The sequence below is a fragment of the Bacteroides sp. AF29-11 genome, assembly GCF_003602895.1.
Taxonomy (GTDB): Bacteria; Bacteroidota; Bacteroidia; order Bacteroidales; family Bacteroidaceae; genus Bacteroides; species Bacteroides uniformis.
In genome coordinates this window covers 149,288-165,288 of sequence record NZ_QTLY01000008.1, presented here as the reverse complement: position 1 = coordinate 165,288, position 16,001 = coordinate 149,288, and the positions used below count along the sequence as shown (strand labels likewise).

Here is a 16,001-nt window from a genome sequence, read left to right as displayed (position 1 = left end):
ATGTAATCTGCGGTTCTCATAAGTTTCTCCATTGTTTCAACTCATTATTCGCTGGCTTCCCCAGCTGATGTGTATCTTTCCCTCGCTGTCGCGTTCCCTGACCAGCAGGCTCTCGATGACGGACATGGTGACGTCGAACTCCTCGAAAATCTCGGACTGCTCCTTCACTTCTCCGGTCTTGATGAACTCGTTCAGCCGTTCTTTGGTCAATACCAGGGCCATCAGGTTCTGCTCCACAGAATCCTTGTAGGTGACATAATGCACGTCCTTCAGCTCTTTAGAGTCAAGACGTATGAAGCGGAAATAGAACTGTTCCATCTTCGGGATGTTCCATTGGAGCGATTCAAGTATCACGTCGTTGCAGGTGGGGATGTTCACCGAGCTGCTCAGGCTCTGCTGCGTGCAGACCAGTATGCCGTTTACGGTGGAGTCGAACTCCGTCACGATGCTTTGCCGTTTCTTGAAAGCCACGTCTCCCTTGACCACGAATACCGGCCTGTCGGGAAAACATTCGCGGAGACGGTTCCCGTAGAGGTCGAATGCGGCTATGGACGTGCAGCCGACGGCCACTTTGCCGGGAATCTTCCGTATCAGTCTCTCGATGTACCTTGTTTTTTTCGGAATCCCGTCACCGGAATAGCCCTCTATCAGGTGGGGGACGGAACAGGCCTTGATGAGTAGCTTGATCTGCCGCATAAGACGTAGTCCGGCATCCTTCTTCGTGTCACCCGTGCTGTTGTAATACAACTCGCAGATACGGCAGAACTCCTCGATGATGACACGGTAAACCTCGCGTTCGCCATCGGCAGGGCTGACGGTGTGTGTCCGTATCTTGTACTTCTCGCCGGCAAAGTCCCTGAACTTGCGGGTGATGACGGTCTTCCCGATAAGCTCTGCAAGTTCCTCTTTGTTATAGACATCCTGGTTCTGTTTCTCTATTCCGAACACGGTGGATTTTCCCGGACAGTGGCAGGCGCGGAAAAGTACATGCCCCCTGAAAGCAGGGAACGGCTCACCGTAATGCGGGTTGTTTTCTTCCTCTATCTCCTTGTCCCTGTTCTCGTGGTACACCCGGCTGCTCCAGCAGATCATATTTACGGAGTTGTTGTACAGCAGCTCGAACTGGCTGTACAGTTCTGCGATGTTGTTTCGGGTGGTCGTTCCGGTATCGAGTATTTTGTACTTGAACCTGCGGAAGAGTCCGAGGATATGCCTTGTGCGCTGTGACGAAGGGTTGGTTATCTCGTCCGATTCGTCAAAAACGAGGCATAGTTTTCTTGAGGAGCGTTTGACAAATTTCGTCAGCCCCCGTTTCAGTTTGCCGAGCATGGAGGTGGAGAGCACAATGAACACGCCTTCCGGTACGGTTTCAAGGTCGGCATTGTTCCGTATAATCCTGAACCTTTCCCTGTTTATGGAGAGAAATGGTATCCATGTCATGTTGGTGGCAATGGCGGGGGCCTGTATGATGACGTTCCGTACCTTGCGGAATTTGAGCAGGTATTTGGCACGGTGATAGACCGCCGCTGTCTTGCCCGATCCCTGCTGCCAGTTAAGCAGCGCGTAGCGTTTCTGCAAAACGAGGTTCAGGTCGTGCTTCTGGAGTGCGGTGAACTCGCATACGTCACCGTCCTTGTTGATGAATGTCACCCTGTCAAGGTATTCCGCCAGTTGGGTGTCCGGCTTCATGTCGGGAAACTGCCGGTTCTGGATTTCATATTGCCTGCGTTTCCTACGGATCAGCTTCTCTGCCACATGGATTTCACGCATGTTCTTTTCTGTCAGGATTTCCGGCATGGGCAGTTCGGTGCGCCCCAACACGAGGTCGTTGATGCCTGCCGCCTTGTGCGAAACCTTGTCTAACAGTCGTGGGGCGTACTGTTTCAGTTTGAACCCGTAGGAGGTCTTTACCAATGCCACTTCCTTGCGTGGCACGACATTCTGCGAGGTGATGTACCTACGGATGACGGCAAGCACTTTCTTCGGGGTAAGCTTGTTCTTTTCCCATTGCGCGACTTGTTCCCGTGTGGCGTTCTCCGGCGGTTTCTGGTTGCGGAACTTCGTGACCAGTGCTTCCGCCTTGCCGATATGTTTGTTCAACTTGGCGTGTGCCTTCAGTTCGTACATGTACTTGGCGAGCCTATACTCGAACACTTCAAGCTCTTCCTTGTCTATCCTGTTTGTCTCGCGCATCAGGTCGAAACGCAGCCTGTGTTTCATCGTCCTTGCTTCGCTGATACGGTTCTTCAATTCTTCCGCCGTTATGAATTCCTCCGCGTTGTAAGCCTGCATCTCGATATGAACCGATTTGCGCAGGAATACCATGATTTTCGTATTGAAATCGCGGACTCCGACGGAGGCAAAGGCTGACGGAGACAGTTTTGTCTGTCCGACAAAAGAAAAGTTGTTATTGATACTGGCAACCCGTGTTTTCTCCCAAAATTCACTCTGCATAAACGAGCCGGGTACTATGGCCATCAGGATTCCTGCCGGGTTGAGCACGTCGTATGCCTTGTCTATGTAGTATTCCTGTGACAGCTTGTAATCGAACTTCAGGTTGAAAGGTGGATTGCCGATGACTACATCGAAGCGTTGTTCCGGATAATACTGCCGGATGTCACATTTTTCGATATGCGCGTCCGGATAGAGGTATCGCGCCACGCTGACGGCTTTCCCGTCTATGTCGAAGCCGTAGGTGTTGTGCTGGTTGGGCAGATGATTGAAGAAATTGCCCATACCGCAACACATGTCAAGTATCATTTCGGAAGTGTTGGGAGAAAGCATCTCCACCATATCCCTGCACACTTCATGCGGGGTGAAGAACTGTCCCATCTCAAACTCCTTCTTCGCTTCGGCGTACTCGTTGTAATTGGCGAAATCGGATTGCCTGAGGTTGTGAAGCCCTCCGATGCCAGTGTAGCAGTTATAGATGCTCTCCGCCGGAATGAGGTCCTTGCCGGAGTCTATGGCGAAAAGTATCTTCTCGTTGACCTCGGCACGCATACCTTGCGGTATCTGTTGGGGAATGATGGCATACATATTCTGTCGGTTGTTTACGGTTGAAAATGAAAACACCCCGCAAGAATCGTCTTACGGGGTGCTGTGAGTTTTTTCTTCATGATCAGTTCTCTCTTAGCGTGATTTCATCAAGGCGGAGACGCTTGAAACAGTTTTCGGCAGTCGTGCTGTCCTTGAACTTGACATCTATGCGTCCGTTCTTGTAAAACCGGATTTGCTCGGCGTTGATCGTCGTGAGGTCGTACCAGCCGGAAACATCAACATTGTCAGCCTGGAAGCCGGTAATCATATTGCTTGAACCATGAATGGTGTCATCGGCACCGAACGCGATGCCTTCACAGAAGGTTTCTATGTCGCCCCGATAGTTGTAATGAATCTGGTTACGGTTGTATGACAGATAGAACTCATCAAATCTCAGAATTTCAGGGAATGTGATTTTATCTTTCTTCAGTTCCGGCTTGACCTTGCTCCAGCATGATGGACGGACTACTTTCAAGAACCTGTTCAACAGTTCCTCCTCTGCTGTTTCCCTGAAACTTTTGCCGCCAAGATGTTCTATGACAGCATCCACGTAGGTTTCATAGATTGGACGGAAGCCCATCGGAAGGGTATTTTTCTCAATTTCCGGTACGGGGACAGAGACATTATATGTCTTGTTGAAATAGGAGATGATACGGCTGGCGAAATTAGCGTTGGCATTACAGTTCTTGTCAACCATATCATTGAGGATGTCAAACGGTTTGAACTCGTTGTGCGAATAGTCGTCCCTGTCGTTATGGTAGGAATAGAAATCACGCATGGATACCTTGCCGTTCTCCTCGTAGTGGAACTTGCGTTCCTCCCGGTACTGTTCCGCTTCCTCTTTGAAGATGGCGTACCAGCGGTCTATCCGGTCGAGTGTTTTGTAAAGCATGTCCTGTTGGTTCTGACAATAGATCCGGTCTTGCTCCGTAATCTTGTCCTCGTTTTTCACCTGCACGCTCAGGATACCGGAAAGCAGGTCGGGAGCGTTGCCGGCCTTAGTTGCTGTTGTCGTTTGCATATCAGTTGGATTTTTAAGTGTTAGAAGTTCTGTGATTTGATTCGGTAGAAGCAGGTGATGTGTTTTTCCATGTCCTTGACAATCTTCACCTGTTCGGGATAAAAGTTGAGCCTCCGTTCTTCGGCCGGAGCATCAATCTTTTCCCATTCGGCGAGAGGAAGGAAGATATATTCCCGACGGAAGCACCATACCACGATGTTGTTTTCCCAGTTGCCTTTGAATACCGTTCCCTCGTAGTCCTTCAGGAATTGCTGGAACTCTTTTTCATTACTGAAAGCTGCATCAAAACCTTGATAGAGATTTCTTGCGGAGCCGCTTGTGTCTTTGGTGAGGTAGAATTTCCGGTAAGTTTCGGTAGTGAAGCTCCCATATTTGGGACTGGGTTCGGCATAGAACCATAACGGCACTTTGGCTATGAATGTCACTGCACCATTGCCACACGCGCCGCAATGTCCCCAGTCCTTGAACGCGCCTTCCGTCCATCGCAGGAACTTCATATCTTCCGGATTCACTCCGTGGAATGCCCCTCCGCTGACGCTCAGACGGATATTCCCGTCTTGTTCCCACACGAAAGGCACATACGGCTGTTCGCATATGGAAAGATGCCCATCCTTTGTATGGTGTAAATTCTCAATGAGGGCGTTTCCGTAATAATCCCCGTCTTCGGTCACATAGACCAACCTGTCTCCGATTTGCGGTGTAATCTCCGAACGTGTCCGTTCGATGAGCTCAACATAGTTGTTGGCCATATCCACATCTTCCTGCGTCAGCCCGTGCTCGTTGTCGTATGAAACATTCCATTCTTTGAGTGTTTCGATACTGTACTTTTCTTTTGTTGCCTGCTGTAACATGACAATTGATTTTTGTTAGTCCGGCTTTTCGGGGCCGGAGTTCCCGTAACTACAGGCTATAAAAGGTCGTGTCCCGTACATGCAAGGTTGGCGGGAAAAATACCGAAAGCCCTCCGGGCGAGGATGATTTTTCCACGACACCCGGAGGGCTTGACCTTGCATTGTACGAGCAGGACACGGATTACCTTTGCCTGTGAGTTAGGGGGACTCGGCTGCGGTATGGCTGTTCTGTCCGATATGGATTATTTCATAGATTTATAACGAGATTATGCCCGGAAAATTCCGGTATTCTCGGAAAAAATGCTATCTTTGCATCAAGATAAAGAGTTATTTGAAAGCATGAGGAATATAGTGATTCTGAACAGTCTGGCATTTTCTTATCCGTTGCCCGTTCTCATGCGAGTTGAATATAATTCGTTGATAGTCAAATAAAATTCCCAAAACTATCACAAATATAAAGAAACTCTGGTATGGCTTTGTAAAGCTATGCCGGAGTTTTTTGTATGTTTTTCTTTGAGGGGCATTTCATTCACTAACCACCTTCCAATATTCAGCCATCGCCATCTTCTCCGCCAGATACGCATCAATCAGGTTGGTGTGTGCCTGCGTCCACGAGAGTTGTGCGGACAACACATCTGCCATGCTGGCTTTTCCTTCATTATAAGAGAAGGTGACAAGGCCCAGATTCTCTTCGGCGAGTATCATATTCTCCTGGGCCGTCTTGACTTGCTGTTCAGTTTCCGTCAGTTTTGTGGTGGCTGCGGAGAGCTCTTCCAGAATATTGTCCGTTACATAGCTTTGTTGCAGCTTCTGTATGCCGATATAGGCTTTCTGTTGGCGGTTTGTCTTGAAGCGGGCTCCCCAACGGAAGATGGGGATGCTGACATTGACTCCTACGACGGGAGTATGAGGTACATCCTGCCCCATATAGGTGATTCCCGTATCCCAACCGGTAGCGAGGAACATGTTGACTTGTGGGTTGTAGCGGCTGAGGGCGGCATGCCGTTGCGCTTCACTGCGGGCGATGTTCACGGAGGTACTGGCATATTCTGCCCGGCGAAGCAGCACATCGTCCAGGCCCAGAGGTATGATGGAGGCAGTCGGTATATCTATTTCGGCTATGCTGTCTATGGGAGCGTCCGGTTCCGAGCCCATAAGGATATTCAGTTTTTGCAGGGCAAGGGTATGGTTTTGGCGTGCCTTGATGTACTGCAATTCGGCTTCCTTACGTCGGGTGGAAATCATCAGCAAGTCTGTGCGGCTGATGGCACCGTCATCAAAGCGGTCTTGGATGATGTCGTACTGCTGTTGTACAATATCCTGAAAGGTAGCCGCGGCTTTCAGACCGGCACGGGCGGCAGAGGCATTCCAATAGACGGCGTCACTTTGATAGTGTATCTGGTCGAGGGTCAGCTCTGTGGTAAGTTGGTCCAGTGCCTCTTCGGCTTGCGCCACTTTCTTTTGGGCTATTAGGGAACCTCCGGTATAAAGCGGCTGCGTCAAGGTGGCAAGTGCCTGATAGGTATAAGGGTGGTAGTCTCCTTTCGGACTGTTCCATTGGTCCAGATGATTGAGATTGGCGGTACCCTCGGCAGTGATGTCAATCTGGGGCAGGAAACCGGTGGAGGCAATCTTGCGTGCCTCGGTACTGGCGAATGTTTTCAGATGCTGTTGTTTCAGAATCTGGCTGTATGCTTCTACCTTGTCGCGGTATTCTTCGCGGCTCAGATATGCTTGTTGTGCCCCGGCATTCAGTCCTGAGCACAGTAATGATAGAATAAGTATATTTGTTTTCATCATTCAATTGGTAAACTGTAAATTGTTGAATGTTCTCTCACTTGATTTTATGAATGGCGCAATAAGCCACCGGCAGCACGAATAGTGTCAATGCCGAGGCTACCAGCAAACCACCCATGATGGTTGCCGCCATGCCGCCGAACATGGCGTCGAACAATAACGGCAACATTCCCAGGATAGTGGTACCCGATGCCATAGCCACCGGGACAATACGGGTGGTCGTTGCACTGATAACGGCTTCACGCGGTGCTTTTCCGGCAGCGGTTTCCGTATCAATCTGGTCCACCAGCACGATGGCATTCTTGATATTCATTCCAATCAGCCCCAGCAAGCCGAGGATGGAGAAGAAGTCGAATGATTTCCCCAATACCACCAGTCCCAGTACAATACCTATAAAGATAAGCGGCAGCATCAGCAGGATAACAATCGGCTTCCGGTAGCTGCGGAACAGAAACAGCAAGGTGACGAACATAAGGAAGAATGTCAGCGGCAGGTTAGCTGCCAGTGCGGCATTGCTTTCTGCCTGGCTTTCCTGCTCTCCGAAGTATTTCATGGTGTAACCTTCGGGCACATCAATCTCTTCTTGCACTTGCTTCCATATACGGTTGAAGGCGGCAATGGCATTCACACCGCGGCGTGGGTCGGCCTGCGCCATCATCACCATCTGCCGGTTGTAGTCTTTCACATTGGAGAACTTGTACTGGAAGTCGAACCGGCTGACGACTTGTTCCAGAGTGGTTGTTTCGCGTGCAGTGCCGAATACGGGGAGTGTACGCAAGTCGTTGATGCGGAAAGAGTCGATAGTTTTATCCTTCAACAGAACGGGAAGTACCTGGTCTCCTTCCCTGTATTCCCCAAGTGTCATGCCGTTCGTACCGATCTGGATACTCTGTGCCATGCTTTGACGGGAGATACCCAACGGTTGTGCACGCTCCTGACTGTAAACGGGATGCCATACCGGTATCTTATTGCCCCAGGAGTTGCGCACGTTGATAAGTTCGCCGTCACGGTGCATGATGTCCAGAGCCTTGTTGGTCAACATGACCAGCGTATCCGTGTTATTGCCGATGAACCCGATTTCAATGGCGGCATCTACAGCAGGAGAGAGTTTGAACAACATGGTACGGGTGATGGCATTGGGATAGTTGGCCTTCATGTAGGCATCAAGGTTCTCTTCCTGCTTCTTGGTATATTTGCTGTCCGTTACTTCCACCAGGATATTGGCGAAGTTAGGTTTGGGACCGACGGAAGTGGAGGCCAGATAGTAACGCAACGGTGTGCTGCCGAATGTGACGGATACCCGTTTCACTTCCGGCTGCTGCATCAGATGCGCTTCCACCTTTTTCATTTCGGTTTCTACTTCGCGGATGCTGTACCCGTCCGGATAGAATACATCTGCCCGAAAGTAGGGCTTGTCCAGAGAAGGGAAGAAGTTCTGGGGCATCAGCCCCATGACGATGAGGGAGAGGATGAACAGTGCTGTAATGCTTCCAAGGGTCAACGCCTTCTTGCGTATCAGTGTGCTGAGGATGGAGGCGAATTTATGGTAGAAAGGCTTGTCGTATGGGTCCTTGCTACCATCTTTAGCCTTTGCTTTCAGTATGAAGTTGCCAAATGTAGTGGTTTGTGTCAACGCCAGCACCCAACTTAATCCCAGGGAAATGGCCAACACTACGAATAGCGGTTTCACGATTTCGGCTACGGAAGAGGGAGCCAGATACAGTGGCAGAAACGAACAGATGGCAATGAACGTTGCTCCCAGCAATCCCCATTGGGGACCGGTGGCACCGTCTATCAGCGCTTTTCGGCGGTCGATGCCGCGGGCAATGGCAATTTGGGCATTATCTGTCACCACGATGGCATTGTCCACCAGCATTCCCATGGCTATGATGAATCCGGCGAGGGAGGTCCGGTTCAGACCTACGCCAAGAAACGACATAATGAGCAGTGTGCCTCCGATAGAGAATATAAGGGAAGAGCCAATCAGTACTCCTGCACGCATGCCCATCACCAGCATGATGATTACAATCACAATCAGGATGGATTCTATCAGATTGATGATGAACCCGTTGTTGGCTTCTTTGGCAATCACGTTTTCGGGATACAGACTTTCCAGTTCCAGCCCCACGGGGATGAGGGGCATGAGTTCGGCAAGCCTCCGGTCTACCAGTTCACCGGTTTTTACCACATCCTTTGTCGGGTCGGTGGAGATGCCGATACCGATGGCGCGCTTTCCGTTGACGTGCATGATATTGCCGGGAGGTTCCATGTATCCCTTTTCAATGATGGCGATGTCACCCAGCTTGACTTGTCCGCCGGAGGTAGTGATAACCTGGTTGCGGATATCATCGACAGTCGTGTAGGTACCGTTGGCCACAATGCGTAACTGTTGTTCTCCGGCGCTGATTTCACCCGTATTGATAATCTGGTTCTGCGATTGTAGCAGGCTGGCCAGCTGCTTGGGGTCGATACCCATTCCTGCCAGCTTGTTTACGGAGATGAATATATGGATGACCTCTGTCTGTGTACCGAAAAGGGCTACCTTCATCACACCGTCTGCCGTGATGACTTGTGTCTTGATTCGTTCCGCCCAGTTTCTCATTTCTTCATAAGAGAAACCGTCGTCACCCACCAGGCCGTAATAGATGCCGAAAACGTCTCCAAAATCATCCGAGACGGTCGGTACAGAAGAGCCTGCGGGCAGTTGGGGCTGTATATTGAGCACTTTACGCCGCAGTTCGTCCCACTTCTGCGGAATGGATGCGGCAGAGAGTGACGGTTGCAGTTCGAAGGTTATCTTGGAGAGTCCGTACATAGACTCTGACTTTATCTTGTAGACGCCGCTCATCGACTGTATTTCTCGGGAGATGGGTTCGGTGACGAGCCGTTCCACTTCTGCCGGCTCCGCTCCCGGGTAGCGTGTCATGATGACTGCCGACTTGATGACGAAAGGTGCGTCTTCCTTCTTTCCCAACCTGCCGAATGACAGTATACCGCCGATAAGCAGCACAGCCAGAAAGAAGTAGACTATCTTCGTGTTGTCTAATGAATATTGGGCTAGATTCATAATGAATATTTTTTAGATAAATGGGGAATGTAATGTGCCAATGTGATTAATCACATTAGTACCTTTATTGCTTCTCCTTCTGTCAGCTGGTATACTCCGGCCGTCACAACGGTTTCTCCCGGTTCCAACCCTTTAGAAATAAGCAGGTTTGCCTCTCCCGTTGGAGAATAAACGGTCACTTCGCGGCGACTGACTTTATTACCTTCCACCCCCCATACATACGTTTTCCGGTTTTCACTGTCGCCAAATACGGCGCTTAACGGTACATTCATCAGCTTTTCTTCCAGAAAGGGAGCGACATCCGATGCCAGCTTTATTTTGCATGTGAATCCCGGTTTTACGTCATAACGTGTACGGTCAAAGTGCGGGTCGTCAATTGTTATTGTCACCGGAATACCCGTCCCTGCTGTGGAGATGTCAAGATACTCTTCCAGTCTGGCATCGAAAGCCTCTGTGGGGTAGCTGTCGAACACCACCTTGAACTTTACGTCCTTGGCACGGAGCAGATAGAGATAATCATCCGGTACGGTGAACTTGATTCGTAGCTTCTGTGTATTTACCAGCTGTACAACCCCTTCTCCTGCATTGACACGCTGATAGTTCTCTACCAGCCGTTTTTCGATGGAACCCTCGAAAGGGGCTGTCAGCCGCGTATCCCGCATATTGTTGCCGGACAACTCGTAAGTGGATTTTGCTTTCTGATAGTTGGCTACGCTGATTTCGTATTCCTGCACGGAGATAGCCTGGCGGCCAAGCAGCCGTTTGTTACGTTCCACTTGTGCGGCAGCTGTTTCGTAGGCAGCCTTGTCGGCTGCATATTGCAGGGAGATGTCGCGTGGGTCGATGGCGGCAATCAGTTGCCCCTTTTTTACCCGCTGTCCCTCTACAACCGGGAGGCTGATGATTTGTCCGCTGACGCGGAAGGCAAGTCTCACATATTCCACGGCTTCCACTATTCCGGAGAAGTCTTTGCGGATAACCGACTGTGAACTGACTTGCGCAGTCTTCACCGGTCGGATAAGGGTATTGCTACCCTTTTGTTTTTGCCCGCACGACGTGATGAGCAACGCCATGACCAGGGCGAAAAGAAACATTTTTTTCATTGGTAAACAAGTATATAGTTATTCGTTCAGGTATATATAAAAACATAAAACCGGGAAAACAACCAAATGTTCTCCCGGTTATAGGATAAATGATGATTTAATGTGCCAATGTGCTAATTGGCTGCGCAATGTTTATGCTGCGCTATCACGCCGCAGGTCATTGGCACATTGGCATATTAATTTTCAATTCCGTCCCCCGTTCCAGCGTATATGGGTGTCCGTAGACTTGTATGTCCACTTTGCTGCCTGCTGTAAGCGAGATTTCGATTTCTTTTCCTACCCGTATGTGAAGTGTGTTTTTCAGATAATTCACCTTGAATGAATAGCTGTCCCATTTTTGCGGTATGACAGGGGAGAAACACAACGTCTCCTTCAGCACCTGCATACCTGCAAATCCGCGTACAATGGCCAGCCAGCTGCCGGGCATACTGGTTATGTGCAGACCTTGGTCTGCTTCGTTGTTGTAGTCGTCCAGGTCAAGCCGTGTGGCATGCAGGAAAAGCTGGTAAGCTTTTTCCACTTTGCCGATGCGTGCAGCCAGGATGGAATGGATGTGGGGAGAAAGGGAGGATTCGTGTACGGTCATCGGCTCATAGAACTCGAAATTGCGGCGGACGGTTTCCGTGTCAAAATAGAAATAATAGAGGTAAAGTCCGAGCAACACGTCACTCTGCTTGATGTAGCAAGAGCGCAGAATGCGGTCCCATGACCAATGTTGGTTGATGGGGCGTTCTTCGGCAGGAATGTTATCTGTACTTTCCAGTACTTTATCCATATAGCCGTCATTTTGGATAAAAATACCCCGTTCCTTGTCTTCCGGCAGATACATGTGTTCGATGATGTCTCTCCACCGGGCACTTTCCTTCACTTGGTCGAGATTGGTGATGCGGCGTATGTGGGCATATTCATCTGGATATTGCTGTGCCACCATTTCCAGAAAACGGAGGGTCATCTTGAGGCACTGTATACAGGAATAGTTAGTGTACCAGTTGTTGTCCACATTGTTTTCGTATTCATCCGGGCCGGTAACCCCCAGTATGACATATTTCTGTTTGGGTTGGGAGAAGGATACCCGTTGGCTCCAGAAACGGCTGACGGCAATCATTACTTCCAGGCCATATTTAGCGATATAGTCCATATTGCCCGTCAGCGCTGCATGCTGAACGATGGCATAGACAATGATATTGTTACGGTGGATTTCCTCGAAGGTTATTTCCCACTCACTGTGGCATTCCTCTCCATTGTTGGTTACCTGCGGAAACAACGCTGCACCGTCCTTGAAACCCAGTTTACGGGCGTTTTCGATGGCTTTGGGAAGCTGGTTGTACCGATATGCCAGCAAGTTCTTTGCAATCTCTTTGGGAGTGGAGAGCAGAAAAAACGGTACACAACACAGTTCCGTGTTCCAATAAGTATTTCCGCCATATTTTTCTCCGGTGAATCCTTTGGGGCCGATGTTCAGGCGCGGATCATCTCCCCGGTAAGTCTGATACAGCTGGAATATGTTGTACCGGATACCTTGTTGCGCTTCCGGGTCCCCTTCGATGACGACATCCGTTTCGTCCCAGATTTCCTGCCAGGCCCTTCGATGCTCTTCTACCAGCGTATTCCAGCCTATGCTCTTGGCTTCGCGTGCCTCGGTCATGGAGTGCTCCACCAATTCACTCCGTTCGTGGTAAAGAGAAGAAGCGATGGCGGTGTATTTGATGAGTGTCACGTTGTCTCCGGGTTTTACGTCGGCACCTACGCTGAAACCGGTCTGCTTTTCCTTTTCTATCCGTATGGGGTTGGCAGTGGTTTCCTTGTTGTTTTTGAAGAATTGGTAAGTCATGGCGTAGCACACTTGTGCATCTTCCCGGCGGGTCTGTGTCCAGAGATAGGCACAGCTGCTGGTAGAACCGGAACGCAGTATGTTCCATATTTTCAGGTTTGGCAGGTCGGCATCGTCTACTATATTCCCGTCAAGGATGGGCACGAGTGAGATTCTGCCGGTATAGTTGATGGAAGACACGCTGTACTTGATGAGACAGAGGTTGGGTCTTGCCATATTTGTGATATGCTCTACATGGATGCGGAGCTGGTTTCCACGAGGAGACGTCACCTCCATGTCCCGGTAGGAGATACCTTCCTTCATATCCAGGCGGCGGTTGAAGCTGTCGACATCCCAGCCTGCCAAATCGAGTTCCTCATCGATGAGGCGCAGGTTGATGCGGCTCCAGTCGGCAGCCTTGGGTATACGGGTGTAATATGGTGGAAATCCGTTCTTCCACCATCCTACGCGGGTTTTGTCCAGGAAAGTGATGCCGGCCACAAATGAACCACGGTAACTGTCACTGCTGTAAGGCTCCTCAAAATACCCTCGTTGCCCGAAACGTCCGTTTCCGAGGCTGAATATACTTTCCGACATCCGTTGACGGTCGGGGTGGAATTGGTCTTCGATGATGTTCCATTCATCGGTCTTGAGGTATTTTTTCATGGCGACGTGTTTTCTGTAGTTATCGCCGTAAAGATACGCAATATGCGGAAATAAAAGAGAAGAGTGAGGACAAAAATAGTGAAAGGGGAAGGGAGGGGATTAAAAAAGATAATATAGCACACAGATGACACAGATAAGGCAGATGAACATGGATAAGTTTGTCTAATAATCCATGTTCATCTGCCTTATCTGTGTCATCTGTGTGCAGAAGTAGGAGCTTGGTTCTATTTCTCTCCCTTAGTCTCTTTAATTAAATATACACAGAAAGCACCTATTATCAGCATCACTCCTGCCAATACAAGCATATTGATTTCGGGGGGCAGTACTCCTTTGGGAGTAAACAAGGACAGAATACTGCCGCCCAAAGCTGCCGCAATAATCTGTGGAATACAGATGGTACCATTGAAAAGACCTAAGTAGGTACCCATATGTCCTCCGCTCAGTGCATTGGTCAAGATGGTGAACGGCAGTGCCAGCATGGCAGCCCATGCACAACCTATCAGCAGGAAGGAAATGAACAACATATACGGATTGTGCATAAAATAGGTGGAAATGAAACCTATACCTCCCAGAACAAGGCTGAGTGAGTAGACGCGGCGGCGGTCCTTGAACATCGGTATGCAGATGGCCCAAAGCACAGAGCCGATGGCTTGCACGGCAAACAGTACGCCTACCCAGTCGGCGGCATTCTGATATTGCAGGCTCTTGGTGTCGAGTACTACTTTGGTCACACCATCTACCAGGTGCTCTACTGTAGGAGCGTCAAAAGCATTGGCAGCGATGCTGCCGTTGGTATAGGTCCACATGAACATAAAGGCAAACCAGCAGAAGAATTGTACCAGTCCGATAGTCCAGAATGCTTTCGGAGCCTTGATGAGCAGCTTCAGCATGTTGGTCTTTTCATGTTCCTCTTCTTCGGTGATGCCGTGATACTCTGCATATTCGGCAGGCGGCATCTCTTTTACTTTGACCGAAGTGTAGATAACGCAGAAGATAAGGATGGCTGCTCCGATGTAGAATGAGTAAATCACCGAGTCGGGGATTACTCCTTGGGGAGCTGTATTGCTGATGCCAATCCATGCAAAGATGAACGGGAAGAGATAGCCTACCAGGCTGCCTGCATTGCAGAGAAAACTCTGGATGGAGTAGGCGAGCCCTTTTTGTTTCTCATTCACCATGTCACCCACCATCATTTTGAAGGGTTGCATGGCCATATTGATGGAGGTGTCGAGGAACATCAGCGATACCAGTCCGAAAATCATGGCTGTACTTACTGCCATGCCGAAGCTTCCGGCATTGGGTAGCAGGCACATGACGAGTACGGCCACCAACGAACCTATAAACAGATAAGGGATGCGCCGTCCGAAGCGTGTCCAGGTCTTGTCACTGGCGGCTCCCACAATGGGTTGTACAATGATACCTGCCAACGGCGGTAATATCCAGAAATAACTCAAATTATGCGGGTCTGCACCCAAAGTGGAAAAGATACGGCTGATGTTTGCACTCTGCAAAGCATATGCAATCTGTACGCCGAAAAAACCAAAGCTGATGTTCCACAGCTTCCAGAAACTTAAATCGGGTTTTACTTTCATGATGGTTTAATATGTTTTATTATTTCGTAGTTCCTCTTATCACCAGATTGGTACGTACTATCTTGTTGTTGCTTTTCTCTTCTCCCTCCAGCTTTCCGGTCAGAATGCTGAAAGCGCTTTTACCTACTTCCTCGCCATGCTGCTCCACGGTAGTCAGCTTCGGGTCGGTGCTTTGCGCAATGGCTCCGTCGGTGAATCCGCAGATGGATACTTCATCGGGAACTTTTACGCCGACCAGTTTGCAGGCATACAGTATGCCCGAAGCTGTCTCGTCGTTGATGGCAAAGAAACCGTCAGGGCGGTCTTCGCTTTCCAGCAGGTCGGGAGTGATGGAGATGGCACGTTCACGGGTGTCGCACAACAGAATCATGCTGTCGTCCACCGGAATTTTATACTTCTTCATGGCATCCAGGTAGCCGTTCCGGCGATTTTTGGTAATCTCCAGGTGGGGAGCCGCACCATAGAAAAGGATACGCTTGCATCCGGTCTGTATCATGTATTCCACGGCGGCAAAGGAGCCGGCATAATCGTCCACCACCACTCGCTCGGTTTTCAGCCCCGTGCAGATACGATCGTAAAAGACGATGGGAATATCGTTGTTCAGTAGCTCCTGGTAATGGTCGTATTGGGAAGTGTCCTTGGCAAGTGAAGCGATGACTCCGCAGACACGGGCGGCAAGGAAAGAATGCACAATCTTCACTTCCTGCTCGTACGATTCGCTGCTCTGCGCCACTATGATATTATATCCGGCATTTGCCGCCGCTTTCTCAATTCCGCTCAATACGCAGGAAAAGAAGTGGTGTACCAGTTGGGGGACAATGACGCCGATGGTATTGCTGCGGCTTGCGCGGAGATTTACGGCCAGTACATTGGGCTTGTAGTTATGTTCGCGCGCATAGGCATGGACAAGGTCACGAGTTTCCTTGCTGATGTCCGGATTGTCTTTCAGCGCTCTTGACACGGTGGAAGGGGAGACATTCAGCGCCCGGGCAATATCCTTGATGGTAATCTGCGGTTTATTCATGGTATAGTTTTGAGGACAAAGATAAGGTAAA

9 protein-coding genes are annotated in these 16,001 nt (G+C 49.8%); all 9 read right to left on the bottom strand.

Annotated elements, in window-relative coordinates:
- Positions 1-36 precede the first annotated feature (36 nt).
- The 9 genes from DWZ03_RS14680 to DWZ03_RS14635 all read right to left on the bottom strand — a co-directional run bounded on the left by DWZ03_RS14680 (position 37) and on the right by DWZ03_RS14635 (position 15,970).
- On the bottom strand, positions 37-3,039 hold the full coding sequence (locus tag DWZ03_RS14680) for an N-6 DNA methylase (protein ID WP_120130315.1): 3,003 nt from the start codon (positions 3,037-3,039) through the stop codon (positions 37-39).
- An 82-nt stretch (positions 3,040-3,121) separates the two neighbouring features.
- Complete coding sequence (locus DWZ03_RS14675; protein ID WP_025834089.1) at positions 3,122-4,060, bottom strand: hypothetical protein; 939 nt, start codon at positions 4,058-4,060, stop codon at positions 3,122-3,124.
- A 20-nt stretch (positions 4,061-4,080) separates the two neighbouring features.
- Positions 4,081-4,911: a DUF4121 family protein gene (locus tag DWZ03_RS14670; protein ID WP_120130314.1), complete on the bottom strand. Its 831-nt coding sequence runs from the start codon at positions 4,909-4,911 to the stop codon at positions 4,081-4,083.
- Between the two features lie 525 nt (positions 4,912-5,436).
- A complete protein-coding gene (locus DWZ03_RS14660; RefSeq protein WP_087332746.1) occupies positions 5,437-6,711 on the bottom strand; it encodes a TolC family protein in 1,275 nt (424 codons plus the stop codon).
- A gap of 34 nt (positions 6,712-6,745) precedes the next feature.
- Positions 6,746-9,775 carry an efflux RND transporter permease subunit gene (locus DWZ03_RS14655; protein WP_009036568.1) on the bottom strand — a complete coding sequence of 1,010 codons (3,030 nt, stop codon included), beginning with the start codon at positions 9,773-9,775 and terminating at the stop codon, positions 6,746-6,748.
- Between the two features lie 50 nt (positions 9,776-9,825).
- Positions 9,826-10,878, bottom strand: coding sequence for an efflux RND transporter periplasmic adaptor subunit (locus tag DWZ03_RS14650; RefSeq protein ID WP_120130313.1), 1,053 nt, complete (start codon positions 10,876-10,878; stop codon positions 9,826-9,828).
- A gap of 157 nt (positions 10,879-11,035) precedes the next feature.
- Entirely contained in the window at positions 11,036-13,354 is a 2,319-nt protein-coding gene (locus DWZ03_RS14645) for a family 65 glycosyl hydrolase domain-containing protein (protein ID WP_117866971.1), read from the bottom strand.
- Positions 13,355-13,578: 224 nt separating this feature from the next.
- The gene (locus DWZ03_RS14640) at positions 13,579-14,946 is read right to left on the bottom strand and encodes an MFS transporter (RefSeq protein ID WP_005826335.1); all 1,368 of its coding nucleotides are present in this window, start codon (positions 14,944-14,946) and stop codon (positions 13,579-13,581) included.
- A 19-nt stretch (positions 14,947-14,965) separates the two neighbouring features.
- Positions 14,966-15,970 (bottom strand): LacI family DNA-binding transcriptional regulator, encoded by a 1,005-nt coding sequence (locus DWZ03_RS14635; protein ID WP_005826336.1) that lies wholly within the window; start codon positions 15,968-15,970, stop codon positions 14,966-14,968.
- Positions 15,971-16,001: the final 31 nt, after the last annotated feature.

Bases quoted from the DNA above. Each gene is read 5' to 3' on its own strand.
- DWZ03_RS14680 (WP_120130315.1), bottom strand. From the start codon at position 3,039: ATGTATGCCATCATTCCCCAACAGATACCGCAAGGTATGCGTGCCGAG.
- DWZ03_RS14675 (WP_025834089.1), bottom strand. From the start codon at position 4,060: ATGCAAACGACAACAGCAACTAAGGCCGGCAACGCTCCCGACCTGCTT.
- DWZ03_RS14670 (WP_120130314.1), bottom strand. From the start codon at position 4,911: ATGTTACAGCAGGCAACAAAAGAAAAGTACAGTATCGAAACACTCAAA.
- DWZ03_RS14660 (WP_087332746.1), bottom strand. From the start codon at position 6,711: ATGATGAAAACAAATATACTTATTCTATCATTACTGTGCTCAGGACTG.
- DWZ03_RS14655 (WP_009036568.1), bottom strand. From the start codon at position 9,775: ATGAATCTAGCCCAATATTCATTAGACAACACGAAGATAGTCTACTTC.
- DWZ03_RS14650 (WP_120130313.1), bottom strand. From the start codon at position 10,878: ATGAAAAAAATGTTTCTTTTCGCCCTGGTCATGGCGTTGCTCATCACG.
- DWZ03_RS14645 (WP_117866971.1), bottom strand. From the start codon at position 13,354: ATGAAAAAATACCTCAAGACCGATGAATGGAACATCATCGAAGACCAA.
- DWZ03_RS14640 (WP_005826335.1), bottom strand. From the start codon at position 14,946: ATGAAAGTAAAACCCGATTTAAGTTTCTGGAAGCTGTGGAACATCAGC.
- DWZ03_RS14635 (WP_005826336.1), bottom strand. From the start codon at position 15,970: ATGAATAAACCGCAGATTACCATCAAGGATATTGCCCGGGCGCTGAAT.